Raw genomic sequence first — 24560 nt, forward strand, 5'->3', positions numbered from 1 at the left:
TTAGCGGCCTTTGCGGTTAAATTTTTAAATAGTACATTGCCTTTGCATGGAAAACAACGATGTAAAAATTTCAAAAAAGAAGCCGATTTTTCCGGTTACACCTGCTTTGCAGAAATATTTGCGCACTTACCAACGCGAAGCGAAATTACCCATTGGTTATAACGATTTAATGCAGTTTAATGAAGCTTTCCCGTTAATGGATAAGTTTGGTAAAGATTCTCTTTGGGAAGGTCCGATATATGCACAGGATTTAATCGAAACATTGCATGATGGTTTAAAGGAAATTTATGCAAATCTTAAAGCATCGGGTAACCTGCGTATTGTTGAACATAAGTACATCGATAAAATAGAATATTGCACCTTCGGAAATACCCACCCCTTTCGCATCCGTATTGTAAACCGTTTAAATGATGTTTACGATTACTTCTACATTAAAAAAGCGGATGCCTCTCGAATTTACGGTTTAGAAATGGAAGAAATCCTTTCGCCGAATCAGGTAAATTACCTGGTAGATGGCGATACCCTGGTAGAAGAACACATTGCAGGGATTCCTGGTGATGTTTTTACAAAAGGACAGTTATATACACCAGAATTTAACCCTACCCGCATAGCAAAAGAGTTTGTGAAGTTTAATGAACGCTGTTTGATTATGCTTTTGGGAGATATGCGTGCCTATAATTTTGTGGTACAGATTACACCCGATTTTGATGATATCCAGTTTCGTATCCGGGCTATAGATTTTGATCAACAGTTTTACGAAGGCAATTTAAAAGTTTATCTACCTCAGTTTTTTAAAGAGAATCTGCCTTATGTAAAAATGAGCATGGAGCAATTAACGGAGAAAACCGTACTGCAATATCAGCAGGAGGAACGGTCGTCAATTGTACATCGCGTAAGGAGCGAACGTCATCGCTTAACCGATCTTCGTGATGTTTCGAACAAAGAAGAATTAACCACACCCGAAAATATCGCCTTGCTGAAACAGGGTATGAGCGATTATTTTAAGGATGCGAATTATCTACAGTGCAAAACCATGACGGATATTATTGAATTGAATATCAAAAATATTATTAGGCAGGTTAAGCTATAAGTGGCGTCAGATGTTTACCATCTGACGCTACCAAATAAATAAAAACGGTAGGCAAATTGCCTACCGTTTTTGAGTGAATCTAGAAAGAGCGTCGAAAGTTTTAGGCGTGTTGCCCTTCGTGAACACCTTCAGCAAATTCTTCTACAATTTTATCGTTAAAAGCGGGTAGATCTTTTGGCGTACGGCTGGTAACCAAGCCTTGGTCAACTACTACTTCCTCGTCTGACCAGATAGCTCCGGCATTAATTAAATCCTGCGAAATGTTTTTTACTGAAGTTAATTTTCTGCCCTGTACCACATCGGCATTAATCAACGTTTGTGGACCATGGCAAATGGCGGCAACAGGTTTCCCGTCGGCAAAAAATGATTTTACAAAAACCAATGCATCTTCGTTAATACGTAACTGATCTGGATTTATTACGCCGCCTGGTAAAAGTAATCCGTTATAATCATCAGCATTTGCTTCCGATATGGTTTTATCTACATCAACTTCTATCGACCAGTGATCGTGATCCCAGGCTTTTATTTTTCCACTTTTTGAGGAGATAATGTGAACGGTTGCGCCCTCTTCTTTTAACCTTTTAACTGGTTCGGTCAATTCTACTTCTTCAAATCCGCTTTCTGAAAGTACAGCAATGATGCGGTTACTTAATTGTCCCATAATCTTTAAATTTTTAATAGGTGATATATTAAAGACAGTTGGGAAAAATTATTGTTTTTAGAAATTTGAGATTACTAAAAAATCTCAATGGTTGTTTTATTGTCTAAGTTTTGAAAATGAAATGCATCAAAAATCACTCTGCTCACTATAGTTTTAATAAAAATAGCATCTTTAAAATTATCCAAACCATAAGTGAAAACTAGTGAATCATCGTGTTTTTCCTCTTTAAAACCGATTGATTTAAGTACAGCCCTAGCGTTTTTATCTAAAATGTGCTGTTTTTTAAGCTTTTTTATATTGGTAACTGATAATAAAATTTCCTTATCCGTGCGTTTAAACAATATGGCCAATTTATTTTCTTTTTTTAAGTTGAAAATAAATCCTTCATTCTTCTGTTCTACCAAATCAAATATGGCATCATCAAACTCTTGCCCATCGTTAAAATAACCTAGTTTATAACTATTGAGTTGGTCTAATTTACGATCAATCTGAGCAAGCATCTGGGTTCTGTACTCATCAGATTCTTCCTGCTCACTTTTTTTAACGAAAAAATCGATTGTCCTTTTTAATCGTTCTTTTTCTTGCGTATATGGATCAATTAATGATTTAATCAGTTCAATCTGGCGCTGTATCCTATTGAGATTTTTAGAATTTAAGCGAATTGCTTTATAATCACCATCAATCCGATCTTCTTCAATTATAGACTCGATTAATTTTTTTTCCTGTTCATAGATAGAAAGTAGCTCGTTAATTTCTTCATTCATAAGCTAATCGTTCGTTCTACGGTGCTTAACAAAATACAGAGCCAGATTACCTGCAATGATAATATGATTAAAGATATTCGGTATTAAGCCATAATACTTAGTGAAAATTTTAAAACGTTCTTTTAAACTTTCGCGATGTTTTTTCTTGCTCATGCCACCAACCAGGTATTTGGCAACGTAACGGTGAACATTAACAATATTAGATGCCTTTTTTGCCGCTTTGATGATCCAATCAATATCTGAACTGTACTTATAGGTTAAATCGTATGGCGTAACAATACTGCGGCGGATATAAATGGCCTGGTGGCTGATGTTCATGCCATATTTAAAACTCGTCCAGTCGAATTCTTCTGGGGCTTCATGCCTTCTTCGGCCTAAATTTTCCCAGTTGTCATTGTACATTTCAGTTTCGCCGTAATAAATGTCGGCACCGGGGGCAGAGGCAAAAACATCTTCTACTGTTTGTTCATCATAAATCTCATCACCCGAGTTCATAAATAAAACATAATCGCCTGTTGCTAATGCTAAACCTTTGTTCATGGCATCGTAAATGCCTTTATCAGGTTCTGATACAATTTTTGTAATCTGATCTTTATAACGCTCAACAACCTGCAAAGTGCCATCGGTTGATGCGCCGTCTATTACAATATATTCAATTTTTTTATAGGTCTGATTAAGAATAGAATGGATGGTACGTTCGATATCGCGAACGTTATTATATACAATGGTGATGATTGTTAGCTTTGGCAAGGGATGGCTTTTTTGGATCGGTATAAATTTAATAAAGATTGATCAAATTTTTATTTGTAGAATAGAAAATGAGATTTTGCCAACCAAATTGCAAATAGAACTTTAAAATTTTATTAAAATGTAGCGTTACTTCGGTTGTAAATCAATCAATGTTTCGTAAAGATGGATATGTTCTGCGGCAATTACTTCTTCCAAGAAATCGGTTAAAATACTTAACCTGGCTGCTTTTTGGATCTCTTCTTTATTTGGGCGATGGTACAGCCACTCAATGCCGTTTGCCAAATCTTCAGCATTCTGATATTCGGCCAGATAGCCATTTTGCATGTGTTTAACCATGTCCGGAATCCCACCGGTAGTAAAAGCAACAACAGGGGTAGCGCACGATAAACTTTCCATCACGGTATTGGGTAGATTATCCTCCAGCGAGGGTGTAATAAATGCATCTGCAGCAGAATAACATTTTGCTAGGTGATCATCTTTGTTAATTGTGCCTAAAAAAGTGGTTTTGAAAGGAAACTCAGGCATTTCGGCATTCTCCTTATTTCCAAAAATAACCAACTCAATATTTTCTTTCTGTATTCCTGCCCTACGCGACAAAATTTCCAGCGCTTCGATTAAATAGGGAGTCCCTTTATGCTTGTCGTTTTTTGAAGGCATAAATCCGCTCATCAAAACAAATTTATCTGGATTAATCTTCAGGATTTTCTTAGCTTCTGATTTAACATAGGGCTTGAAAATTTTCGTTTCTATTGTATTCGGGATAACTGTAGTTTTTCTTGTGCCCAACAAACTGCTGAACTTTACCGAAGCCGCCATCCACTTGCTAGGCGCTACAATATGGAAATTTAATTCAGTGTAAGCTTTCTGCTTGCGCACCCAGGTTTTGTGCGAAATATCATTTTTACCGCTGATTTTCAAAATCGGGCAATTGCCACATTGTTGATGAAAGTTTTCGCATCCATAGCGCACGTGGCATCCGCCGGTAAAAGCATTGCTATCGTGAAAAGTCCACACAATCGGTTTTTCCAGTTCATCAAGCTGCGCTAAAAACTTGGGGTTTAAGAAGCCATGGTTTACCCAATGCAGATGGATAATATCAGCATTTTTAACATCTGGGTGGTTTATAACCGAACGGCCAAACCACTGCAAACTAAATGGCGTTTTTACAGATTTACTGAGCCATTTGGCAAAATATCTTTCCGATAAGATGTTATAAATGGCTTTGGCTTTCTGCAAGGGTGATTTGCTAAAGGTATCAATCTTAGGATTTTGACCAAATTTATAGTAAACCAATACTTTCGAATCGATTCCACTAGCGTTTAATGCGTCACTTAAGCGCAAACAGGCACGTCCTGCTCCGCCATTTCCATCGTAGGTATTTAGGTGTACTACTTTCAAATCAATCAAAAATACATTTTATTGTTTACGAATATAAAATCTGTTGCGTATTTTGAGGCATCAAAAGCCAAACAAAATAAATCATGATCAAATCCCTGTTGAAATCGCTAGCAACATTAGCTTTTTTGTTGCCCATTTATTCCTTAGCCTACAGCCAAACTTATTTTGCAGCATACCCTGCTTTAACGCCAGATGCACAAACAATAGTATTTAGCTATGATGGTGATATCTGGAAAGTACCGGTAAAAGGAGGTGTAGCTTCGAGAGTTACCGCCATGCAAGGTGAAGAAATCAATCCGAAAATATCTCCCGATGGAAAATGGATGGCTTTTTCTTCTAATCAATTTGGTAATTATGATGTTTATGTGATGCCTCTAACAGGTGGCGACATTAAACAATTAACTTTTAACGATGCTGCGGATGAAGTGGACAACTGGAGTTGGGATTCGAAAACAATTTATTTTACATCTGGTCGGTACAATTCTTTTTCGAGTTATAAGGTAAGTGTAAACGGCGGTACGGCTGTTCGTTTATTCGATAATTATTTCAACACTACACACCACATTGCCGAATCGCCAAATGGGGAACTGTTTTTTAACGATACATGGGAGAGTTACCGCTTTGCAAACCGTAAACATTACAAAGGGGCCTATAATCCCGATATCCAGTCGTACAATCCAAAATCGAAAAGTTATAAACGCTATACCGATTACATTGGGAAAGATTTCTGGACGAGTGTTGATCAAAAAGGAAATATCTTTTTCGTATCGGATGAAGGCAATGAGGAATACAATCTCTACACTTTTATAGGTGGCAAGAAAACAAGCCTGACCAATTTTGATACTTCCATTAAACGCCCTTTTGTTTCGGCTAATGGAACAACGGTTGTGTTTGAGAAAGATTATCAATTGTACACCTACGATGTAGCTTCTAAGAAAACAGAGAAAATCAATATTAGTACCTCACGCAATCAAGTATTGAGTAAAGAGCAAGAGTACGATGTGCGAGGCAATATTTCGGCATTTGATGTTTCTACTGATGGTAAAAAGATGGCATTTATCTCGCGAGGGGACGTATTTGTAAGCGATGCCGATGGAAAATTTATCCGTAAGATTACCAACAGCGGGGAAAGGGCGCTAGAATGTAAATGGTTGGCTGATAACAAAACCATCCTGTTTAGTCAAACAGCTAATGGCTATCAAAACTGGTTTACCATTACCGGCGATGGTAAAGGCTCAATAAAACAGCTCACTAAAGAGAAAGCAAACGTACGGGATATCACTTTAAACAAGACCAAAACGATGGCCGTGTATCTGAGTGGCAGAAACGAACTTAAACTGATGGATCTTAAAACTTTCGATGCCAAAACTTTAGTGACTGACGAGTTTTGGGCCATACAGAGCTCGGCACCAAGTTTTTCGCCAAATGACGAATATGTGCTTTTCACTGTTTACCGGAATTTCGAGCAGGATATCATGGTACATCACATTAAAAACAATAAAACCATTAACTTAACCAATACAGGTGTTACCGAAACGGGTCCGGCATGGTCGCCAGATGGGAAATATATTTTCTTTACCAGCGCCCGTACCAAGCCATCTTATCCAACCGGCATGTCGAACGCGCACATTTATCGAATGGCGTTGAACGATTACGATGAGCCCTACCGTTCAGATAAGTTCGATGATCTGTTTAAAGAAAGCAAACCCGCACCAACCGATGTTAAGCCTGCACCCGAAAATAAAAATGATAAAAAAGCAAAAACCGATACGGCTAAAAAGAAAACCGAAGTTAAGCCTACACCTAAACCCGCTAACGTAATTACCATTAATATTCAAGATATCTTGGATAGAATAGAATTGGTTGGTCCTTCGTTTGGCGGCCAGTACGGAACAGATGCTTATGCTAAGGGCGATAAAACCTATGTTTTTTATTCATCTAACCATGAAGGTGGTGCACCAGGTCTTTATCGCACCACTATTGAGCCTTTTGAAGCTAATAAAACTGAAAAAGTTGCTGATGGGGGTGATTACTCCATCATTTTGGCTGGGGATAAATTTTTCGTTTTATCGAGAGGTATAATCAACAAATATACCTTAGAAGGGAATAAACTTGATCGGGTAGACCATGGTTATAAATTTACCAGAAATCTAAATGCCGAGTTTAATCAGATGTTTTACGAAACCTGGGTAGGTTTAGATGAAAATTTTTACGATGAAAAATTTCATGGCGTAGATTGGGATAAAATGAGAACGCGCTATGCGGCTTATCTGCCTTATGTAAATAACCGCAGTGACCTGAGGATTTTATTGAATGATATGCTGGGCGAACTGAATTCTTCGCACATGGGCTTTAATAGCTCAGGGGCAGAGGAACGTAAAAACCTTACTTACATCACTAATGAAACGGGGATTATCTTCGATAATGAAAACCCTTTAAAAGTTGAACGTATTGCCGCTAAAGGCAATGCTGCACACACCGGAACTAATATTTTGGCAGGAGATATTTTGACTGAAGTAAACGGTGTTAAGGTAGATGAAAAAATAGACCGCGATTATTATTTTAGTAAGCCATCGCTGGATAAAGAAATCATTTTAACTTTTAAACGCAATGGAAAAGATGTTTATGTAAATGTACATCCTGAAAGTTCTGGTACTTTGCGCGGAAACCTTTACGATGAGTGGATTAGCCAAAACCATAAAAATGTAGATAAATGGAGCAACAACAGGATTGCTTATTCTTACATGAAGAACATGGGCGGTGGCGAATTGGAAACTTTCCTTTTGGATATGGTTGCACAAGAAGAAAATAAGGAAGCCATTATTCTCGATCTACGTTACAATACCGGAGGAAACGTGCATGATGATGTACTGAAATTTCTTTCTCAGCGCCCTTATTTACAATGGAAATACCGCGGTGGTAAAATGGCCCCACAAAGTAATTTTGGCCCTGCAGTGAAGCCGATTGTATTGCTAATTAACGAGCAGTCTCTAAGTGATGCTGAAATGACTGCTGCAGGTTTTAAACAATTAAAATTGGGTAAGATTATCGGTACAGAAACCTATCGATGGATTATTTTTACTTCAGCTAAAGGTTTGGTTGATGGTTCTTCTTACCGTTTGCCATCGTGGGGTTGTTATACTATGGATGGCAAGAATATTGAAAAGGAGGGTGTTAAGCCAGATATCTTCGTTAAAAATACTTTTGAAGACCGCCTGGCAAATAAAGATCCTCAACTCGAAAAAGCAGTAGCAGAGATCTTGAAAGATTTGAAATAAGGCTAGTTAACCATTCAAATTGTAAAGCATTGTTTTATTGCTGGACTGTTATATTGTAACAGTTCTTGCAATAAAACAACTTTGCTTCTATTCACTACCAAACAATAACAACAATTTGGCAATCCAGCAAGGCAAACCTTTCAACTTTAATATACTTTCCGTTTCTTTGAGGTTGGAATTATTTAAAACATGGCAAATTTATTAACCGACAGGGCTTTTTGGGTAAATTATTGGGAAAGTAAAAAAGGACTAGCGGTTCAGTTACCTTCAAATTATTTATTTCATCAGCAACTGGCAGATGTTATTCAGAAAGATAATGTTAAAACCGCTATCGAATTGGGTGGTTTCCCTGGTTATTACGCCGTATTCCTAAAAAAATATTTTCAGCTTGATGTTACCCTGCTTGATTATTTTGTTCATCCACCGGTTGTAAACGAGCTTTTGGAAAAGAACGGCTTAGCCGAAAAGGATATTCACATTATCGAAACCGATCTTTTTAATTACACACCTGAAAAGCAGTATGATCTTGTGCTAAGCTGCGGTTTAATTGAGCATTTTAACGATACTGCCGATATTATTAACCGCCACATTGCTTTTGTAAAACCGGGCGGTACCTTGTTTATCACGTTACCAAATTTTAAGGCGGTAAACGGCTGGTTCCAAAAGAATTTCGATAGAGAAAATTACGATAAACACAATATCAATAGCATGGATCCGGCACTGTTAAAGTCGATCTGTGAGCAAGCCGGGCTTAAAGAAGTAAAATCGGGTTATTTTGGTCGTTTTAGTGTGTGGTTGGAAAATGAAAGTCAGAAATCTGCAGGCGTTCGCCTATTTAAAAAGGCAGTTTGGCTGACTGGAAAAGTATTTACAAAGATTATTCCATTCGAAAGCAAAAATCTATCACCTTATATTATCTTAGTAGCGAAAAAAATATAACGCGCTATGTTAATCAGTTGGGGGTACTCACCTAAAATTGAAAAATTTATTCCTTTAGCCGATTTTCCGGCAGATAAATATCTAATCATTGCCAGGCAGGCCATCGAAAATCTCGGCTGGAGCCTTAGTCACGTATCAGAAAGTGGGCTAATTGCTTACACGCCAATATCCTTCCAATCGTATAGCGAGGAAATATCTATCCGTATCCATGGGAATTTCGCAGTAGTAAAAAGTGAGTGTGTAGGTATTCAAATGCTTTTCAATGATTACGGTAAAAATGATGCAAACCTTGAGAAGTTTTTTCATGAATTTGAATATGTAGAGTTTCATCTCAAAGATGTTTGGGAAGAAAGTTTACAAAAGTTTCACCAGTTTATTGCAACTCAGGATGATCAGTATTTTGAGAAAGCGCCTTTAGCAACAAAAAACAAGATCAAAAATGTGCTGTTCCTGTTTTTTCCTCAAAAAGGTTATACAGCTACGCCAATTTTGGTACTTCTAAATATCTTTTACTACATAACACTTGTTCTTTTCTCGATAGTGTACCTGAGGTATCAGTTTGTAAGAAATGGAAGCAGTTATGATCCCGATTTTATAGAAGAACTAAAAAAGATAGCGTTAAATTTTGGGGTTAATCAGCGTAATCTCGTATTGGGCGGCGAATATTGGCGTTTAATTAGCTATCAGTTTATTCATGGGTCTAAGTCGCATTTGTTTTTTAATATGTATGCCCTGGTTTACCTTGGTTTAATGATCGAGAATAAACTGGGCTGGAAAAAATATCTATTTATCTATTTGGTTAGCGGTATTTGTGGAGGGCTGTTGAGTTTGATTTTTCACCAAGAGGGGTTATGATGGGTGCGTCTGGAGCCATTATGGGCTTGTATGGTGCTTTTATTGCGCTTCTGCTTACCAAAACTTTCGAACCGAAAGCCACCAAAGCATTGTTGGTAAGTACATTGATTGTTTCCTTACTGGTACTGGTGAACGGTGCTTTTGGCCAAAGGGTAGATAATGCCGCGCATATTGGCGGTTTTGTATCTGGATTTATTTTTGCTTATCTCCTTAATTATAAATGGGACAAAACATTCGAAGTTAAAATCTGGACAAGGTATGCCGTTTCGATCCTTTTATTCCTGATGTTCTTTAGTGGGGTAATTTACTTTAATCCAAAGTACGGCACTGAAGAATACCGCAAATTAAGCGATACTTTTAATGGTAATTTGCGATCGCTTAATGGTATTATGAACTTGAAAATTTCTTTGCCAAAAGATGTTAAATTAGCTTCTATCAAACAAGATGGTATTATTCCTACCGAAAGAAATTTGGTCGTGATTAAACAGATGCAGGCTTTAAATTTAAGACCTGAGGATGTTAAAGAGCGCAATGAAAAAATAAAACTGAGTAAAGCATCCTATCGGGCCGTGATGCTCATGTACAGAGACATCAAGGCCGATAGCACTTATCGTTACAGTAAAGAAACTTCTACCGCGTTAGGAAGTGTATTCGAGATACTTTACAAATAGATCAACTTATCCAGCTTTTTTATATAACCCAATTTCACTCAGTGTAATACAAACCGGAGATTTTGTAATATTTATTTTTACTTTATTAGTGGTAACCTGACTATCCAATTTAATTAAGCGTTTTGCACCAATGCTCGTGCCATCGTAAACTTTTTTCCAGGCATTGTTTTCAAATATTTCAATAGTATAAGCCTCTATTCTCTGCCCCAAAGGAATGTACTCTTGTAGGCTAATGATATCAAAGGTTTTAGCTGCTTTTAAATCTAGTTCTAAACTTGCCTGATGGATATCGTCCTGAGTAGCCCAGTAACTCTCCCTTTTTCCATCAAGCAGGGCATTAACATCATACTTTTTGCCTCTGCTATTGCTTGCTTTAATCGATGCATTTTTGGCCAGGTTATTCTCGAAAGTATGTTTAACCATATTGCCAAAAGTTTTCAGTGCCGCAACGTCATCATTATGAAGTTGACCGCGGGTATCGGGTGCTAAACCAAGATCTAAACCTGCACCACGGCCAACACTTTTTAAATACAGATCGAATAAAGTTTCTGGGTTTTAGGTTTTTCGTTGGCATGGTAAAACCATCCTTTTCTTAAAGGAACATCACATTCTGCCGGCATCCAGAATTTACCATTTCGTATTCCTTCAGGACTTTGCGGATAATTTGCCTGACCGGGAACGGCTTCATTTTTTCCATCCGGGGCCATCGGTGTAAAAGTTGCCCATGAGGTTGGCGCTGCATGACCATCTTCATTGCCTACCCAGCGGATATCTAAACCGATATCGCTAAAAATATTGGCCATTGGTTGCATTTTACGGGTAATGGCCCAGGTGTTTTTCCAATCGTAATAGGTAGTGTTATCTATAGCGCGTTTTTCTTTAGCGCCGCCATAATAGCCATCTCCCCCATTAGCACCATCATGCCAGCTCATAAAAAGTTCGCCAAAATTGCTGTAAAGTTCTTTTAACTGGGCCTGATAAATGGCCAGATATTTATCGGTACCATAAAGCGGATTGTTCCTGTCCCATGGTGAGCAATAAACGCCAAATTTTAAACCGTTTTTACGTACAGCCTGTTCTACTTCTTTAACTAAATTTCCCTTTCCCCCTCTGAACGGACTTTTACTGATATTATATTCAGTCGTTTTAGTTGGCCATAAAGCAAATCCATCATGGTGTTTGGCTACTAAAATAATCCCTTTCAAACCACCTGCTTTAGCGGCTTTAACGATCTGCTCAGCATTAAAATCTGTCGGATTGAATGTTTTTGGGTCAGCATCACCATAGCCCCACTCTTTATTTTCGAAGGTAGTTGGTGTAAAATGGATTAAACCATAAACCTCAATATCATGCCAGGCCAACTGCCTGTTTGATGGTAATGCACCATAAGGTTGAGGAGGTGTTTGGGCATAAATAGCCGACGAAAGAAGCAAAAAAAGAATCAATAACCGTTTCATAATAGTATAGCTTAGATAAAACTAAAGTACAAATAATTCCCATTGGTAAGGTAAGAGTTAACCGATATTTAACCTCCTGAAAATGTAAACACGAAATTATTTTTACATCTTGATCGTTACATGGATTCATCAAACATTTAATTTCAGTTTACGTTAATTAGTTATGAACGCTTTTATCCAGACCCCTCCCGATGGAGGTACAATATATACAGAAACTAACCTTAGTCAGCTTTTCCCTGAGCCATTTAATACCATAACAAGTTGCTTCTTTTTAGCTATTGCGGTGTATTGGACAATAAAAATTTGGGGTAATTTTAAACAGCATACCTTTCTAACCATTGTCTTGGTTTTACTTTATATAGGCGGAACAGGAGGGACTACTTACCATGGGCTAAGGCGGTGGCCAATCTTTATCATGATGGATTGGATGCCGATTATGCTTCTGTGCCTTTCGGCTGGTGTCTACTTTCTTTCTAAACTAACCAAATGGTATTTTGCTGTTTTAATTGTAGCGGTATATGCTTTCTTTCAATTTTATGTCCGAAAGCTTTTTAATAATGGCGATTTTCAGATTTTCATCAATATCAATTATGCTTTTATGGCCGCGCTGGTTTTATTTCCGGTATTTGGCTATTTAATCAAAACGGAGTGGAAAAATGGCAAATGGGTTGGCTTTGCCCTAATTGCTTTCATATTCGCACTAACTTTCCGTATTGCCGATAAATGGGATGTGTTTGCAATAGGCACGCACTTTTTATGGCATACTTTTGGGGCTGTAGCTTCTTTCTGTATGCTGAATTATATTTATTTGACTAACCTGAAAAAAGTCAGAACTTCATAAAATATTCATTCCTAAAAGGTGTAAATTGTTTATCTTAGTTAAATATATAACTGTTGAAATGAAAAAAATATTGATTTTATCTGCCTTCATATTGGGCCTGAACTTTGCATCAAATGCACAAAGTATTTTAAGTAAAGTTGGATCTGCTGCAGCGGCAAGCACGGGTTTCGATGTGTCAAGTTTAACCTCGGGCATTATTGGTAAACTTACCCCTTCCTTAAGTTTAACTCCGGCTCAAAAACCAAACGTAACTACAATTGTGAAAGATTTTCTGGTGCAGAAAGCAACAATTATGGCTACTCAAAAAACAGATCCTGCTGCTTATCAAAGCAAATTTGGTAAATTGTTTTCTGGATTGAAATCGAAACTGGGAACCGCTTTAACTGTTGCACAATTGGCAAAGTTTACTTCTTTAAAACCTGCAGCGCCTAGTGCAAGCAATGTACTTTCGCAGTTGTTTTATTAGGTATGAATTAAAGGTTGAGCGTACTGGCTAATTATTCCAGTAAGCTCAACCTTAATCTTATAATTTTGAATGCGCTTTGCTGTAATCTAATTTCTTTTGGTTGCCAATGGCATATTCAATACCGCCCCATAAATGGTTCTGAAATTTATCATCAGCCCAGCCTTCTTTAGTATGGCCCATACAAGTGTAGAAAGCTCTTCCGCCATCAAAATTGTGGTACCAGCTAAAAGGATGGAAATCGCCATTTTTACCACCAGTATACGATTTCTCGTCTAAGGTGATCAGCACTTTAATATCTGGATTGATATCCTTAAAGTTATATAGTTCATCCTTTCTCATCCATATCGAATCAGTAAGGAATTTAGTGGCTGGATGTTTTTTATCTTTAACAATAAATTTAGCTTCCTGAACAGCTGGATGACTGATGAAATAGGCGCCAGCCAATTTACCATACCAAGGCCAATCGTATTCAGTATCGGTTGCAGCATGTATGCCTACATAACCTCCGCCTGCCTGGATATATCTCTCGAAAGCTACCTGTTGTTTATTATCTAAAATATCGCCTGTTGTATTTAGAAAAATAACAGCGGCATATTTTTTAAGGTTATCTTCTGTAAACAGATCAGCATTTTCGGTGGTATCTACTTCAAAATGATGCGCTGTGCCTAATTTTTGGATAACTTCTTTTCCGGTTTCAATAGAGTTGTGCCTAAAACCTTTGGTTTTGGAAAAAACTAAAACCTTTGCCGATTTCTTAGCGGCAGTATAGCTTTGGAATAAAAAAACGGAGGCAATTAATAAACATAGGGACAGGTACTTTTTCATTTTTGTTAACTTGGTTAGTGATGGATATTGAGCTTTAAATTTAAGAAAGTTGTTTGATAATTTCTATACATCTTTCTTCAACCTGTCTGCAAACGGGGTTAAATAGGGCATTATCCCAATATGGGTCTGTAACTTCGTCGTTATCAAGAAAAAGTTTAACCTTTTTTCGTTCTTCCTCGCTTTTAGCAAGGTTTTTAACATCGGCTAAATTATTCCTGTCCATAACCAAAATCAGATCGTATTTAGCAAACATGGAGTGGTTAAATTGTTGTGCCCGCTGTTTGCTAATATCGTAACCAAGCGCTTTCGCTGCAGAAATACTCCTATGGTCGGGTGCTTTGCCGATATGCCAATTGCCTGTTCCTGCGGAAGCAATTTCCCAGTTTAAGTTTCGTTCATTTGCCAGATGGCGCATAATGCCTTCGGCCAGTGGCGAGCGGCAGATATTGCCCAGGCAGACCATTAAAATTTTCAATATTATTTAGATTTATATACAAAAACAAATGTATAAATAATTCCTCCTTGTGGTGGGGTAGAAGTGGTTTGGGTAAGTTTATCTCCACTTAATATGAATGGCGATTGTGGCGCATAAGATAAAAAAATCTGATCGCCATCTCTTCTCCAGGTTTTAATACTTGTATCAGGTTTCAAATCGCAAAGCGCACCATTGGAACCCGAAGTGTATGTGCCATCTTTAGAAAAAGAGATCATAGCGTTATTTATACAACTGCTTGGTCCCATCAGTTCTATATAGTTGGTGCTCGTTTTTTGGCCAATGGTCATTGCTGGGCTAACCGTAACCGATTCGATGCGCCAGTCTTTTTTTGTTAATGTTTTGTCGAGATCTTTTTTACAACCAAATGCCAAACAAACAGTTAAAATCAGTAGTAATTTTTTCATCGGTTTATAATTGTTTTTAGTTTATACCTCATAAACGAACCTCCTGGTTAATATGCTACACAGGCAAAAAAAATGCCCCAAGCTTGGTAACATTGGGGCATTTGATATTTTATCAGAAAGGCTTATCCATAGATATCGTTTAACATTTTCGCCAATCGAACACCACCTTTTAATAACTGCTCGTTAAGGGTGTCAACCCAGTCAAAATTATAACGGTAGCTTAATTTAGTATCAGGTTTGGTGTTTTCATAAATTTTATTGCAAATGCCGTACGATTCATAAATGCAATCTTTAAGGTCTGTGTTTTGCCAGTTATACAACTGAATTGCCGAAGGATGATTGATTGCCTTCGCATATTCTGTATAGCTTAACTGCTGGTATTCGATAAGCTGTTCATCCCAAACCCTGTGGATATTCGATTTTTCATTGAACCATAATACCGAAATGCGGTTACCGCCCAAATCATCCTTACGGGCAACATGCATAGGCTGGCACAAATCGCCTGCCAGGTGAACCAACACGCGTAGGGCTAGTTTTTTTTCGGTTGCAGTGCTGCTTGTTTTCTTTAAAATGGCAATTAAATCAGGGATTTTATTGTAAAGATTAGGTGTTTTTTCAGTGTCCAAAAATTGATATACACCATTTTTATCTAATCCTGCCGGAAGATTAACAAAATGCCAGTTGTACATATAGTTATAGGTAGAATCCGATTTAATAAAATCGCCCCAATTGGCCGACATGGCCAAAGTTTCATAACCTAAAATACTTTGAATAGCCTTGCGTGTTTTAGCCTTTAAATAACTATCGGCAATTTCTCCAACTACGCGATGACCAATTGTACCCCATGCATTTGCCTGAATAGGTAAATAGGCTAAAAAACCAATAGTTAAGGCAGAGGTTAATTTCTTTTTTATTGATGTTAAAATCATTTTATAATTCTTTTTGTATGCAGGTAATTTTTTCTTTAAGTGTCAGCTTAATTTCACGCTGATCGCTTAAACTTTCCAAAAATAACGAATCTGCAGATTTTTTTTTGATCAGGAAGTTCTTGTCGTACCTGCCGATGCGGTAACATCCCGATATTTTCTGTTTATAGTTAGCATGTGTAAAGGTGGCACCTATAAATAGGGTATCGCCTTTAACTACGTAAACACCTTTGGCATATTCTTTCCAAATACCATTGTTGTAGCAGGAATCTTCGTAAAAATTTACTTTGCTGTGGGTAACCATATCAATATAAACCGAATCGCAGGTAAATTTGAAATGGTGCTGTGTGTAGTTGCTCAGTTTATTGCTAAAAGCGATAGAATCTTCATTCCAAACGCCCTGCATAAAATCTTCGCCTTTACCTTGAATATTAGGTCGCGGACTACAAGCTACATGTAAGATAGATAATGTAAAAAGGATGATGTAGAAATTCTTTAAACCCGGGTGCAGCTTGTTCATTGTACTATTAATCGATGCTTTTAGGAAATTGATCGTGTGTTACAGTATTCTTTTTAATGGTATTGATAATCAGGATTAAAAAGCCGGCTGCAAAACAAAGACTGGCTATAAAGCTAATGACGCCAATTAAGGTATAATATTTAGAAACATCAGTATAAACCAAATGTCTATCTCCTAATAAAAAAGGCATTAAAACACTATAAAATAAGGTTGTTAGTAAAGCGATTCCTGAACCAATGGTCATTAAAATCGCCTCAACAGCAGATTTTTTTGATAAAAAATAACAGCAGGCACCAAATATGATAACTGGCGAAATGATAGATATCAAGTTGACTAATGTAGAGAGTAATGAATTCATTTTGCCTATGTTTTAATTAACCTGTGTTGTAAAGTCGGAGCGTCATGCTGAACTCGTTTCAGCATCTTTTAGTACTGGAAAGATCCTGATCCCGATTTATACCGGGATCAGGATGACTACCGTTTATGTAATTAGCTTATTTCAAGCTGCCTACCATATCTTCCGGGCGAACCCACTCATCAAACTGTTCGTTGGTTAATAATCCCAATTCTACAGCAGCTGCTTTTAAGGTTTTATTTTCTTTATGGGCTTTCTTTGCAATTTTGGCTGCATTTTCGTAACCCACATGCGGATTTAAAGCCGTAACCAACATCAAAGAATTTTGTAAATGTTTCTCAATTTCTGGCAAGTTAGCGGTGATTCCTTCAGCACATTTATCGGTGAAAGAAACGCAGGCATCGCCTATTAAACGGGCCGACTGTAAAACATTAGCGGCAATAAGGGGTTTAAATACGTTAAGTTCAAAATGACCTGACATTCCACCTACTGAAACCGCCACATCGTTACCAATTACCTGTGCGCAAACCATCGTTAGTGCCTCTGGTTGTGTAGGATTAACTTTTCCCGGCATAATAGAAGATCCAGGTTCGTTATCAGGAATCACAATTTCGCCAATGCCGCAACGTGGGCCAGAACTTAACATTCTTACATCGTTTGCTACTTTCATTAAAGCAACTGCAGTACGTTTTAAAGCGCCAGAAAGCTCTACCATTGCATCATGCGCTGCCAAGGCTTCGAATTTATTTGGAGCGGTAACAAATGGTAAACCGGTTAAATCGGCAATTTTTTTAGCGACTAAAACATCGTATCCTTTTGGGGTATTTAAACCTGTACCTACTGCGGTTCCGCCCAAAGCCAGCTCTGCAACCATTACCAAAGCATTTTTAATGGCTCTGATGCTGTTGTCAATCTGTTGTACATACCCCGAAAATTCCTGGCCTAAAGTAAGAGGCGTAGCATCCATAAAGTGGGTACGTCCGGTTTTGGTAATTCCAGCAAATTCCTCAACCTTTTTAGCCAAAGCGTTTCTTAAATGGGTTAAGCCAGGGATGGTATTTTCTACAGTAAGTTTATAGGCTGCAATGTGCATTGCAGTTGGGTAAGTATCGTTTGATGACTGTGATTTATTTACATCATCATTAGGGTGAAGTACTTTTTTATCGTCAGCTAATGAACCACCGTTAATCACATGAGCACGATTTGCGATTACTTCGTTACCATTCATGTTGCTTTGTGTACCAGAACCAGTTTGCCAGATTACCAAAGGGAATTGATCATCTAACTGTCCTGCAATAATTTCATCACAAGCTTTAGCAATTAAATCGGCTTTTTCTGCTGATAATACGCCCAGTTCGGTATTAGCAAGGGCAGCCGCTTTTTTCAGATATCCAAAAGCATGGATAATTTCTTTTGGCATCGAACCTTCCGGCCCGATTTTGAAGTTATTGCGTGAGCGTTCGGTTTGTGCACCCCAGTATTTGTCGGCTGGTACCTGCACCTCGCCCATGGTATCGTGTTCTATTCTGAAACTCATTATATTTTTGATTTTTGTTGTCGCAAATTTAGGTTTTTTGCCTTTTAAAGCGTTGGATTTATGTAAGATATTTAATGGATAACAAAATATATCACCGAAATGTCTCTATTCCTTTTTATTCTTCATCATTAATGTACAAACTTTTATCCTGGTTAGCCGCTTCTACCAATGGAATCATATTCATACCTTTACCGCAAATATGCAGGGATTAGTTATTAAATCTACAGGGAGCTGGTATAGTGTTTTGGCCGATAATGGCGAACGCTATGATTGCCGGATTGTAGGGAAATTTAGGATTAAAGGACTTAAAACCACCAATCCGATTGCGGTTGGCGACAGGGTGAAATTTGATCTGGAACGGGATAGCAACCAGGGTTTGATACACGAAATGCTGCCCCGTAAAAACTATATCATCCGCAAATCAATCAACCTGAGCAAGCAGGCGCAAATATTAGCTGCTAATTTGGATATGGCCATGTTGGTGGTTACACTTGCTTCGCCCCGTACTTCTTTGGGTTTTATCGATCGTTTTTTGGTTACCGCCGAAGCTTATGATGTGCCCGCTATATTGGTATTTAATAAACTCGATCTTTTTAGTAAAGAGGGATTAGAAATTCTCCAGGAGTTTAAAGATATTTACGAAAATATCGGCTATGCCTGTTACGAAGTTTCTGCTTTAAAGGGTATTAACATTCCTATTATTCAGGAGTTGATTACTGATAAGATTACCTTAATTTCTGGACATTCGGGAGTAGGGAAATCAAGTTTGATCAATGCTTTAATGCCCGATCGTGATTTAAGAACAGGAGAGGTATCAGATTGGAGCGATAAAGGACAACATACCACCACTTTTGCCGAAATGTTTGAATTACCACAAGGCGGGTTTATTGTAGATTCTCCGGGTATCAGAGAACTTGGTGTAATAGACATCGAAAAAGAAGAATTAGGCCATTTTTTTAGAGAAATCTTTAAAACTTCGCACAATTGCCGCTTTAATAACTGCAGGCATATTAACGAACCAGGCTGTGCCGTTATTGAAGCCGTAAATGAAGGTGAAATTGCGGTTTCAAGATATGAAAGTTACCTGAGCATTTACCACGGAAACGATACGCGACATTAGCCTCCAGCCCCTGAAAGGCGCTGAAAAGTTGAATAAATTAATAACTATTACTAAATATATGGAGATTCCCCTTTAGGGGATTTAGGGGCTATGAAATTCAAATTAGGAGATTTTGTGCGTTTTGTTGATGAAAAACGTGAAGGTTATGTAACCAAAATTATCGATACGCAAACTTTAGGGGTTACCGATGAAGATGGTTTTGAGATACCTGTTGCGGTGAGTAATTTAACTTCTGTACATGGGCATGGTGTGGTAGCTGAAGAATTAGATGCGCCAAAACCCATCCAGGTAAATGTCCCCAGCATTAACAAAATCGAAAATGGTATTTATATAGCTGTGGCTACCGATGATAAGGCTGGTAATGTAGTGCATTTTCATCTGCAGAACCATTCTCCAAATATTTTACTCGTAAGCTTAATCACCGAGCGTAAAGAAAAATATGCGGGTGCTTTTCATGGGGTAATTGAATCTTATGGCTCCACTTTAGTTTATTCTGCTTCCTTGGCCGATCTTGATCTTTGGCCAGAATTTAATTTTCAGGTTTTAGTGTTTAGCAAAGCTGATGTGAAACAAATCGATCCATTGGTAATCCGTAAAAAGTTTAGGGCAAAAGATTTTAGTACAGAGCAAAAGGAGTTACCTCAATTAAAAAACAAAGGTTGGTTGATCCGTTTGGATGATCTTGTTCCGGTTACCATCGATCCACAGAAGTTGAAGGAAAGTTTTTTCAAATCAACTGAAGAGAAAAAAACGGTAGCAGCCCCTCAAAAAGAAATCGATCTGCACATCGAGAAACTAAGAGACGACCATCATTTTTTAGAAGCTGATGAAATGTTACAGATACAGATCAATCATTTTCAAACTGCAATGGATGCAGCAGTTGTACATCATTTCGATAAAATCGTTTTTATCCATGGTTCGGGCAACGGTACCTTAAGAGATAAAATTCATAAATTAATTAGCAAAAATCCTCATGTAAAAACATATATGGATGCCAGGAAAGAAAAATTTGGTTATGGGGCTACAGAAGTGGTTTTTAAGTAACGGAGAAGAGTATTTCTTATGCGACCCGTCATTCTGAACTTGTTTCAGAATCTACCCAATGGATTAAACATTCTTCACCATTTTCAGAACGACAAGAAGATCAAGGTACGCTTTTTGCAACAATGTAATTTCTTTTTATAAAAGATTAAAACTAGCTTTGCCGCAATTAATGAAACACCTGGTTACCATATCGCTTGTATTTTTTAGCTTAACACATTTGGCAAAAGCCGAACGTGTTGAAGGGCTAAGGATATTAAACGAATATTGCAATGAGCATAATATTAGCGTTAATGCAAGCGGCAAAACCTCGGTTCAACTAAACGAAGACCGTAACCCTTATTTATTATCATACACCACTTTAGCTTTAATCGGAACCCAGACCCCATTAAAAGTTGCAAAATATGTGAGTGTAAACCAGGTGATTGCTGATTTAACAATCAGGAAAAAACCGAAGAACAACAGCCCCTAAATTTTTTCGGAAAGATCTTTTTAGAAGATTTTACGCCCCATTTATATCAACAACTGCCAAACTGACTTAAGAAAGACAATGGCTTGGTTGTTGTAACACACCATTTTTCAATAATAAATACGATTTAAAATATTATAATGTTAGGATTTTTAGCGAAGATTTTCGGAAGTAAATCAGAAAGAGATATAAAGGCTATTCAGCCATTGGTTGTTAAAATTAACGAACACTACAGTAAACTGTCTGCGCTTAGCAACGACGAGTTACGTGGTAAGACCACAGAATTTAAAGACAAGATTTCTAGTTTTTTAACCGCTATTGACGAGAAAATTTCGGCACTAAAGGCTGAAGCAGAGAGCGAAGATTTAGATCTTCACCAAAAAACAGCAATTTATGATCAGGTTGATGCCTTAGGTAAAGAGCGCGACACAGAGTTAGAGAAAGTACTTTTGGAAATCCTTCCGGAAGCATTTGCTGTAATTAAAGAAACTTCACGCCGTTTAAGCGAAAACGATTATTTAGAGGTTACCGCAACCCAGTTTGATAGAGATTACGCGGCAAGAAAAAACAATGTTAAAATTGTTGGCGATAAGGCGCAATGGGCTAATAAATGGGATGCTGCCGGAACAGAAGTGGCCTGGAACATGGTACACTATGATGTACAGTTAATTGGTGGTATTGTATTACACAGCGGTAAAATTGCCGAAATGGCTACCGGTGAGGGTAAAACCCTGGTAAGTACATTGCCGGCTTATTTAAATGCGTTGGCCGGACAGGGTGTACATATCGTAACGGTGAATGATTATCTGGCTCGTCGTGATAGTGAGTGGAATGGACCATTATTCGAGTTTCACGGCTTAACTGTTGATTGTATTGATAAACATGAGCCGAACTCTGAAGAAAGAAGAAAAGCTTATGCCGCAGATATTACTTACGGAACCAATAATGAGTTCGGGTTTGATTACCTGCGTGACAATATGTCGCAGACGCCTGATCAATTGGTACAGCGCAAGCTGCATTTTGCAATGGTGGATGAGGTCGATTCGGTTTTGATTGATGATGCCCGTACGCCTTTAATTATTTCTGGACCGATTCCACGCGGAGATGAACATGAGTTTTATGAATTAAAACCACGTATCGAACGTTTAGTGAATGCACAGAAAGCTTATGTAACACAAGCATTAAACGAAGCGAAAAAATTAATCAACGCAGGCAACAGCGGAACCGAAGAAGGTGAAGGCGGTTTAGCTTTATTACGTGCATACCGTGGTTTGCCAAAAAACAAAGCTTTAATTAAATTTTTAAGTGAAAGCGGTGTGCGTGGTCTGTTGTTGAAAACAGAAAACCACTATATGGCAGATCAGTCTAAGAATATGCCAAAGGTAGATTCTGAATTGTATTTCTATATCGATGAGAAGAATAACCAGGTTGAATTAACTGAAAAGGGTATTGAGTTAATTACTCAATCGGGTGAAGATCCACATTTCTTCGTATTGCCAGATGTTGGTACCGAAGTAGCAGAATTAGAAAAATCTGATCTTCCTTTAGAAGAAAAAGTGATTCAAAAAGACGCTTTAATGCGCGATTATTCTGTTAAAGCAGAACGAATCCATTCGGTTAACCAATTGTTAAAAGCTTATACTTTATTCGAGATTGATGTGGAGTACATCATTGATGAAGGAAAGATTAAAATTGTTGATGAGCAAACTGGCCGTATTATGGATGGCCGCCGTTATTCTGATGGTTTACACCAGGCAATTGAGGCCAAAGAAAATGTAAAGGTTGAAGATGCTACCCAAACTTATGCAACCGTAACCTTACAGAACTATTTCCGTATGTACCACAAACTTTGCGGTATGACAGGTACAGCAACAACAGAAGCTGGCGAGTTTTGGTCGATCTATAAATTGGATGTGGTTGAAATTCCTACCAACAGAAATATTTCGAGGATTGACGAGCAGGATTACGTTTATCGTACCGTTCGTGAAAAATATAATGCTGTTGCAGCAGAGATACAATACCTTGTTTTCCCGTATTCTCATTACGAGACTGAATACGAAACTGATAAAGAAGGTAATGTAAAACAGAAAGATGGAAAACCGGTTATTAAATATGATCAAACTGGCAGACCAGTACCTAAATTAGATGCCAAAGGCGGTTTGATCCCTGCAGTGAATCCTGAAACAGGGCAATTGGAGCCAAAAGCTGGCCGTCCGGTATTAGTGGGTACAACCTCTGTAGAGATCTCAGAGCTGTTAAGCCGTATGCTTAAACTCCGTGGTATTAAACACAACGTATTGAATGCTAAAATGCACCAGAAAGAGGCCGATATTGTTGCCGAAGCTGGTCAGGCAGGAACGGTAACCATTGCAACCAACATGGCTGGTCGTGGTACCGATATTAAATTGGGTGCAGGTGTTAAAGAAGCTGGCGGTTTAGCTATTGTAGGTACTGAGCGCCACGAATCCCGTCGTGTAGACAGGCAGTTACGTGGTCGTGCAGGTCGTCAGGGCGATCCGGGTTCGTCACAGTTCTTCGTTTCATTGGAAGATAACTTAATGCGTTTATTTGGTTCAGAGCGTATCTCTGGTATCATGGTACGTATGGGTATCGAAGATGGCGAAGTGATCCAACACTCTATGATTACCAAGTCTATCGAGCGTGCGCAGAAAAAAGTAGAAGAAAATAACTTTGGCATCCGTAAACGTTTATTGGAGTACGATGATGTGATGAACTCACAACGTACCGTAATTTATGCTAAACGTAAAAATGCCTTGTTTGGCGAACGTTTAGATGTAGATATGAACAACATGGTTTTCGATGTTGCTGAAGATATCGTAAGTGAATATAAACAAGAAGGAAATTACGATGGTTTCAAGCTGGAGGTAATCAAAAACTTCTCTTTAGATACAGCCATTACAGAAAAAGAATTTTCTTCAACCAATATCCCTCAGTTAACTGAAAAGTTATTCGAAGAAGCAGAAGCATTTTATGCACGTAAATCTGAAGCGATTATCCAGCAATCATTACCAGTTTTAACGCAGGTTTATCAAGAGCGTGGCGAGCACATCGAACAGATTGTGGTTCCGTTTACCGATGGCATCCGTGGTATTCAGGTAGCAGTTGATTTGAAGAAAGCAATCGATAATAAAGGAAAAGAAGTAGTTCGTTCATTCGAAAAAACCATTGTTTTAGCATTAATCGATGATAGCTGGAAAGAACATTTACGCGAAATGGATGATTTGAAACAATCGGTACAAAACGCGGTTTATGAGCAGAAAGATCCGTTGGTAATTTATAAAATGGAAGCTTTCAACTTGTTTAAAAATATGCTTAACGCGGTAAATAAAGAAGTAGTAAGTTTCTTATATAAAGGCGGTATCCCGGTTCAGCAAGAGCCAGATCAGGTAAGAGAGGCGCCAGCTCCGGTAAAACAGCCAAAGTTGCAAACTACTAAACAAGAGTTTGGCAGAGAAGAGCCAGGTATCGAGTTTGGCGATACGCGTGAGGCTGTTCCACAGCAGCCAATCCGTAAAGAAGCAACTGTTGGCAGAAATGAACCTTGCCCATGCGGTAGCGGCAAAAAGTACAAAAACTGCCACGGTGCTAATTTATAATCAAGATATATAATGTTTTACCAAGCCTCAACAAATGTTGAGGCTTTTTTTGTAACTAAATTTTTAATTCTCAAATTAAC

At 38.0% G+C, this 24560-nt stretch carries 22 protein-coding genes and 1 pseudogene; 10 read left to right on the plus strand and 13 right to left on the minus strand.

Going from position 1 to position 24560, the window contains the following annotated elements:
* Positions 1-46: 46 nt before the first annotated feature.
* Positions 47-1090 (plus strand): hypothetical protein, encoded by a 1044-nt coding sequence (locus H9N25_RS22675; protein ID WP_190327316.1) that lies wholly within the window; start codon positions 47-49, stop codon positions 1088-1090.
* Positions 1091-1190: 100 nt separating this feature from the next.
* On the opposite strand, the gene H9N25_RS22680 is transcribed toward H9N25_RS22675, so the two are convergent.
* The 4 genes from H9N25_RS22680 to H9N25_RS22695 all read right to left on the minus strand — a co-directional run bounded on the left by H9N25_RS22680 (position 1191) and on the right by H9N25_RS22695 (position 4672).
* Positions 1191-1751, minus strand: a complete 561-nt coding sequence (locus H9N25_RS22680) for a type 1 glutamine amidotransferase domain-containing protein (protein WP_190327317.1) — start codon at positions 1749-1751, stop codon at positions 1191-1193.
* 74 nt (positions 1752-1825) lie between these two features.
* The gene (locus H9N25_RS22685) at positions 1826-2515 is read right to left on the minus strand and encodes a hypothetical protein (protein WP_190327318.1); all 690 of its coding nucleotides are present in this window, start codon (positions 2513-2515) and stop codon (positions 1826-1828) included.
* A gap of 3 nt (positions 2516-2518) precedes the next feature.
* Complete coding sequence (locus tag H9N25_RS22690; protein WP_167296327.1) at positions 2519-3265, minus strand: glycosyltransferase family 2 protein; 747 nt, start codon at positions 3263-3265, stop codon at positions 2519-2521.
* A 126-nt stretch (positions 3266-3391) separates the two neighbouring features.
* Positions 3392-4672: a glycosyltransferase gene (locus tag H9N25_RS22695; RefSeq protein ID WP_190327319.1), complete on the minus strand. Its 1281-nt coding sequence runs from the start codon at positions 4670-4672 to the stop codon at positions 3392-3394.
* A 74-nt stretch (positions 4673-4746) separates the two neighbouring features.
* Here H9N25_RS22695 and H9N25_RS22700 point away from each other — a divergent pair, with 74 nt between their 5' ends.
* The 3 genes and pseudogenes from H9N25_RS22700 to H9N25_RS24790 all read left to right on the plus strand — a co-directional run bounded on the left by H9N25_RS22700 (position 4747) and on the right by H9N25_RS24790 (position 10406).
* Positions 4747-7941 carry a S41 family peptidase gene (locus H9N25_RS22700; RefSeq protein WP_190327320.1) on the plus strand — a complete coding sequence of 1065 codons (3195 nt, stop codon included), beginning with the start codon at positions 4747-4749 and terminating at the stop codon, positions 7939-7941.
* Positions 7942-8130: 189 nt separating this feature from the next.
* Positions 8131-8880: a class I SAM-dependent methyltransferase gene (locus H9N25_RS22705; RefSeq protein WP_190327321.1), complete on the plus strand. Its 750-nt coding sequence runs from the start codon at positions 8131-8133 to the stop codon at positions 8878-8880.
* A gap of 252 nt (positions 8881-9132) precedes the next feature.
* Positions 9133-10406, plus strand: a pseudogene (locus H9N25_RS24790) (rhomboid family intramembrane serine protease).
* Positions 10407-10412: 6 nt separating this feature from the next.
* Here the strand turns inward: H9N25_RS24790 and H9N25_RS24795 are convergent.
* Together H9N25_RS24795 and H9N25_RS24800 are read right to left on the minus strand one after the other, a co-directional pair.
* Positions 10413-10829 carry a discoidin domain-containing protein gene (locus tag H9N25_RS24795; RefSeq protein ID WP_223833486.1) on the minus strand — a complete coding sequence of 139 codons (417 nt, stop codon included), beginning with the start codon at positions 10827-10829 and terminating at the stop codon, positions 10413-10415.
* Positions 10830-10930: 101 nt separating this feature from the next.
* Complete coding sequence (locus H9N25_RS24800) at positions 10931-11863, minus strand: alpha-L-fucosidase (protein WP_223833487.1); 933 nt, start codon at positions 11861-11863, stop codon at positions 10931-10933.
* A 163-nt stretch (positions 11864-12026) separates the two neighbouring features.
* On the opposite strand from H9N25_RS24800, the gene H9N25_RS22725 reads away from it, so the two are divergent.
* Together H9N25_RS22725 and H9N25_RS22730 are read left to right on the plus strand one after the other, a co-directional pair.
* Positions 12027-12704, plus strand: a complete 678-nt coding sequence (locus H9N25_RS22725) for a hypothetical protein (RefSeq protein ID WP_190327324.1) — start codon at positions 12027-12029, stop codon at positions 12702-12704.
* A 58-nt stretch (positions 12705-12762) separates the two neighbouring features.
* A complete protein-coding gene (locus H9N25_RS22730; RefSeq protein ID WP_190327325.1) occupies positions 12763-13170 on the plus strand; it encodes a hypothetical protein in 408 nt (135 codons plus the stop codon).
* A gap of 57 nt (positions 13171-13227) precedes the next feature.
* Here H9N25_RS22730 and H9N25_RS22735 read toward each other — a convergent pair whose 3' ends face one another.
* The 7 genes from H9N25_RS22735 to fumC form a co-directional block, all read right to left on the minus strand.
* A complete protein-coding gene (locus tag H9N25_RS22735; RefSeq protein WP_190327326.1) occupies positions 13228-13995 on the minus strand; it encodes a ThuA domain-containing protein in 768 nt (255 codons plus the stop codon).
* 40 nt (positions 13996-14035) lie between these two features.
* The gene (locus H9N25_RS22740; protein WP_190327327.1) at positions 14036-14470 is read right to left on the minus strand and encodes a low molecular weight protein-tyrosine-phosphatase; all 435 of its coding nucleotides are present in this window, start codon (positions 14468-14470) and stop codon (positions 14036-14038) included.
* 2 nt (positions 14471-14472) lie between these two features.
* On the minus strand, positions 14473-14895 hold the full coding sequence (locus H9N25_RS22745; RefSeq protein WP_190327328.1) for a hypothetical protein: 423 nt from the start codon (positions 14893-14895) through the stop codon (positions 14473-14475).
* A gap of 122 nt (positions 14896-15017) precedes the next feature.
* Entirely contained in the window at positions 15018-15824 is an 807-nt protein-coding gene (locus H9N25_RS22750; RefSeq protein WP_190327329.1) for a S1/P1 nuclease, read from the minus strand.
* 1 nt (position 15825) lies between these two features.
* Complete coding sequence (locus H9N25_RS22755; RefSeq protein ID WP_190327330.1) at positions 15826-16341, minus strand: fumarate hydratase; 516 nt, start codon at positions 16339-16341, stop codon at positions 15826-15828.
* Between the two features lie 7 nt (positions 16342-16348).
* The gene (locus tag H9N25_RS22760; RefSeq protein WP_167296340.1) at positions 16349-16699 is read right to left on the minus strand and encodes a hypothetical protein; all 351 of its coding nucleotides are present in this window, start codon (positions 16697-16699) and stop codon (positions 16349-16351) included.
* Between the two features lie 136 nt (positions 16700-16835).
* Positions 16836-18233, minus strand: coding sequence for a class II fumarate hydratase (gene fumC / locus H9N25_RS22765; protein ID WP_167296341.1), 1398 nt, complete (start codon positions 18231-18233; stop codon positions 16836-16838).
* A gap of 199 nt (positions 18234-18432) precedes the next feature.
* Here fumC and rsgA point away from each other — a divergent pair, with 199 nt between their 5' ends.
* The 4 genes from rsgA to H9N25_RS22785 all read left to right on the plus strand — a co-directional run bounded on the left by rsgA (position 18433) and on the right by H9N25_RS22785 (position 24480).
* Positions 18433-19353 carry a ribosome small subunit-dependent GTPase A gene (gene rsgA / locus H9N25_RS22770; protein WP_190327331.1) on the plus strand — a complete coding sequence of 307 codons (921 nt, stop codon included), beginning with the start codon at positions 18433-18435 and terminating at the stop codon, positions 19351-19353.
* 90 nt (positions 19354-19443) lie between these two features.
* Positions 19444-20397 (plus strand): Smr/MutS family protein, encoded by a 954-nt coding sequence (locus H9N25_RS22775; protein ID WP_190327332.1) that lies wholly within the window; start codon positions 19444-19446, stop codon positions 20395-20397.
* Between the two features lie 169 nt (positions 20398-20566).
* Entirely contained in the window at positions 20567-20866 is a 300-nt protein-coding gene (locus H9N25_RS22780) for a hypothetical protein (protein WP_167296344.1), read from the plus strand.
* 137 nt (positions 20867-21003) lie between these two features.
* Positions 21004-24480 carry a preprotein translocase subunit SecA gene (locus H9N25_RS22785; protein ID WP_190327333.1) on the plus strand — a complete coding sequence of 1159 codons (3477 nt, stop codon included), beginning with the start codon at positions 21004-21006 and terminating at the stop codon, positions 24478-24480.
* Positions 24481-24560: the final 80 nt, after the last annotated feature.

This window comes from Pedobacter riviphilus (assembly GCF_014692875.1).
GTDB classification, from domain to species: Bacteria; Bacteroidota; Bacteroidia; order Sphingobacteriales; family Sphingobacteriaceae; genus Pedobacter; species Pedobacter riviphilus.

Bases quoted from the DNA above. Each gene is read 5' to 3' on its own strand.
- H9N25_RS22675 (WP_190327316.1), top strand. From the start codon at position 47: ATGGAAAACAACGATGTAAAAATTTCAAAAAAGAAGCCGATTTTTCCG.
- H9N25_RS22680 (WP_190327317.1), bottom strand. From the start codon at position 1,751: ATGGGACAATTAAGTAACCGCATCATTGCTGTACTTTCAGAAAGCGGA.
- H9N25_RS22685 (WP_190327318.1), bottom strand. From the start codon at position 2,515: ATGAATGAAGAAATTAACGAGCTACTTTCTATCTATGAACAGGAAAAA.
- H9N25_RS22700 (WP_190327320.1), top strand. From the start codon at position 4,747: ATGATCAAATCCCTGTTGAAATCGCTAGCAACATTAGCTTTTTTGTTG.
- H9N25_RS22705 (WP_190327321.1), top strand. From the start codon at position 8,131: ATGGCAAATTTATTAACCGACAGGGCTTTTTGGGTAAATTATTGGGAA.
- H9N25_RS24795 (WP_223833486.1), bottom strand. From the start codon at position 10,829: ATGGTTAAACATACTTTCGAGAATAACCTGGCCAAAAATGCATCGATT.
- H9N25_RS24800 (WP_223833487.1), bottom strand. From the start codon at position 11,863: ATGAAACGGTTATTGATTCTTTTTTTGCTTCTTTCGTCGGCTATTTAT.
- H9N25_RS22725 (WP_190327324.1), top strand. From the start codon at position 12,027: ATGAACGCTTTTATCCAGACCCCTCCCGATGGAGGTACAATATATACA.
- H9N25_RS22730 (WP_190327325.1), top strand. From the start codon at position 12,763: ATGAAAAAAATATTGATTTTATCTGCCTTCATATTGGGCCTGAACTTT.
- H9N25_RS22735 (WP_190327326.1), bottom strand. From the start codon at position 13,995: ATGAAAAAGTACCTGTCCCTATGTTTATTAATTGCCTCCGTTTTTTTA.
- H9N25_RS22745 (WP_190327328.1), bottom strand. From the start codon at position 14,895: ATGAAAAAATTACTACTGATTTTAACTGTTTGTTTGGCATTTGGTTGT.
- H9N25_RS22750 (WP_190327329.1), bottom strand. From the start codon at position 15,824: ATGATTTTAACATCAATAAAAAAGAAATTAACCTCTGCCTTAACTATT.
- H9N25_RS22755 (WP_190327330.1), bottom strand. From the start codon at position 16,341: ATGAACAAGCTGCACCCGGGTTTAAAGAATTTCTACATCATCCTTTTT.
- H9N25_RS22760 (WP_167296340.1), bottom strand. From the start codon at position 16,699: ATGAATTCATTACTCTCTACATTAGTCAACTTGATATCTATCATTTCG.
- fumC (WP_167296341.1), bottom strand. From the start codon at position 18,233: ATGAGTTTCAGAATAGAACACGATACCATGGGCGAGGTGCAGGTACCA.
- rsgA (WP_190327331.1), top strand. From the start codon at position 18,433: ATGCAGGGATTAGTTATTAAATCTACAGGGAGCTGGTATAGTGTTTTG.
- H9N25_RS22775 (WP_190327332.1), top strand. From the start codon at position 19,444: ATGAAATTCAAATTAGGAGATTTTGTGCGTTTTGTTGATGAAAAACGT.
- H9N25_RS22780 (WP_167296344.1), top strand. From the start codon at position 20,567: ATGAAACACCTGGTTACCATATCGCTTGTATTTTTTAGCTTAACACAT.
- H9N25_RS22785 (WP_190327333.1), top strand. From the start codon at position 21,004: ATGTTAGGATTTTTAGCGAAGATTTTCGGAAGTAAATCAGAAAGAGAT.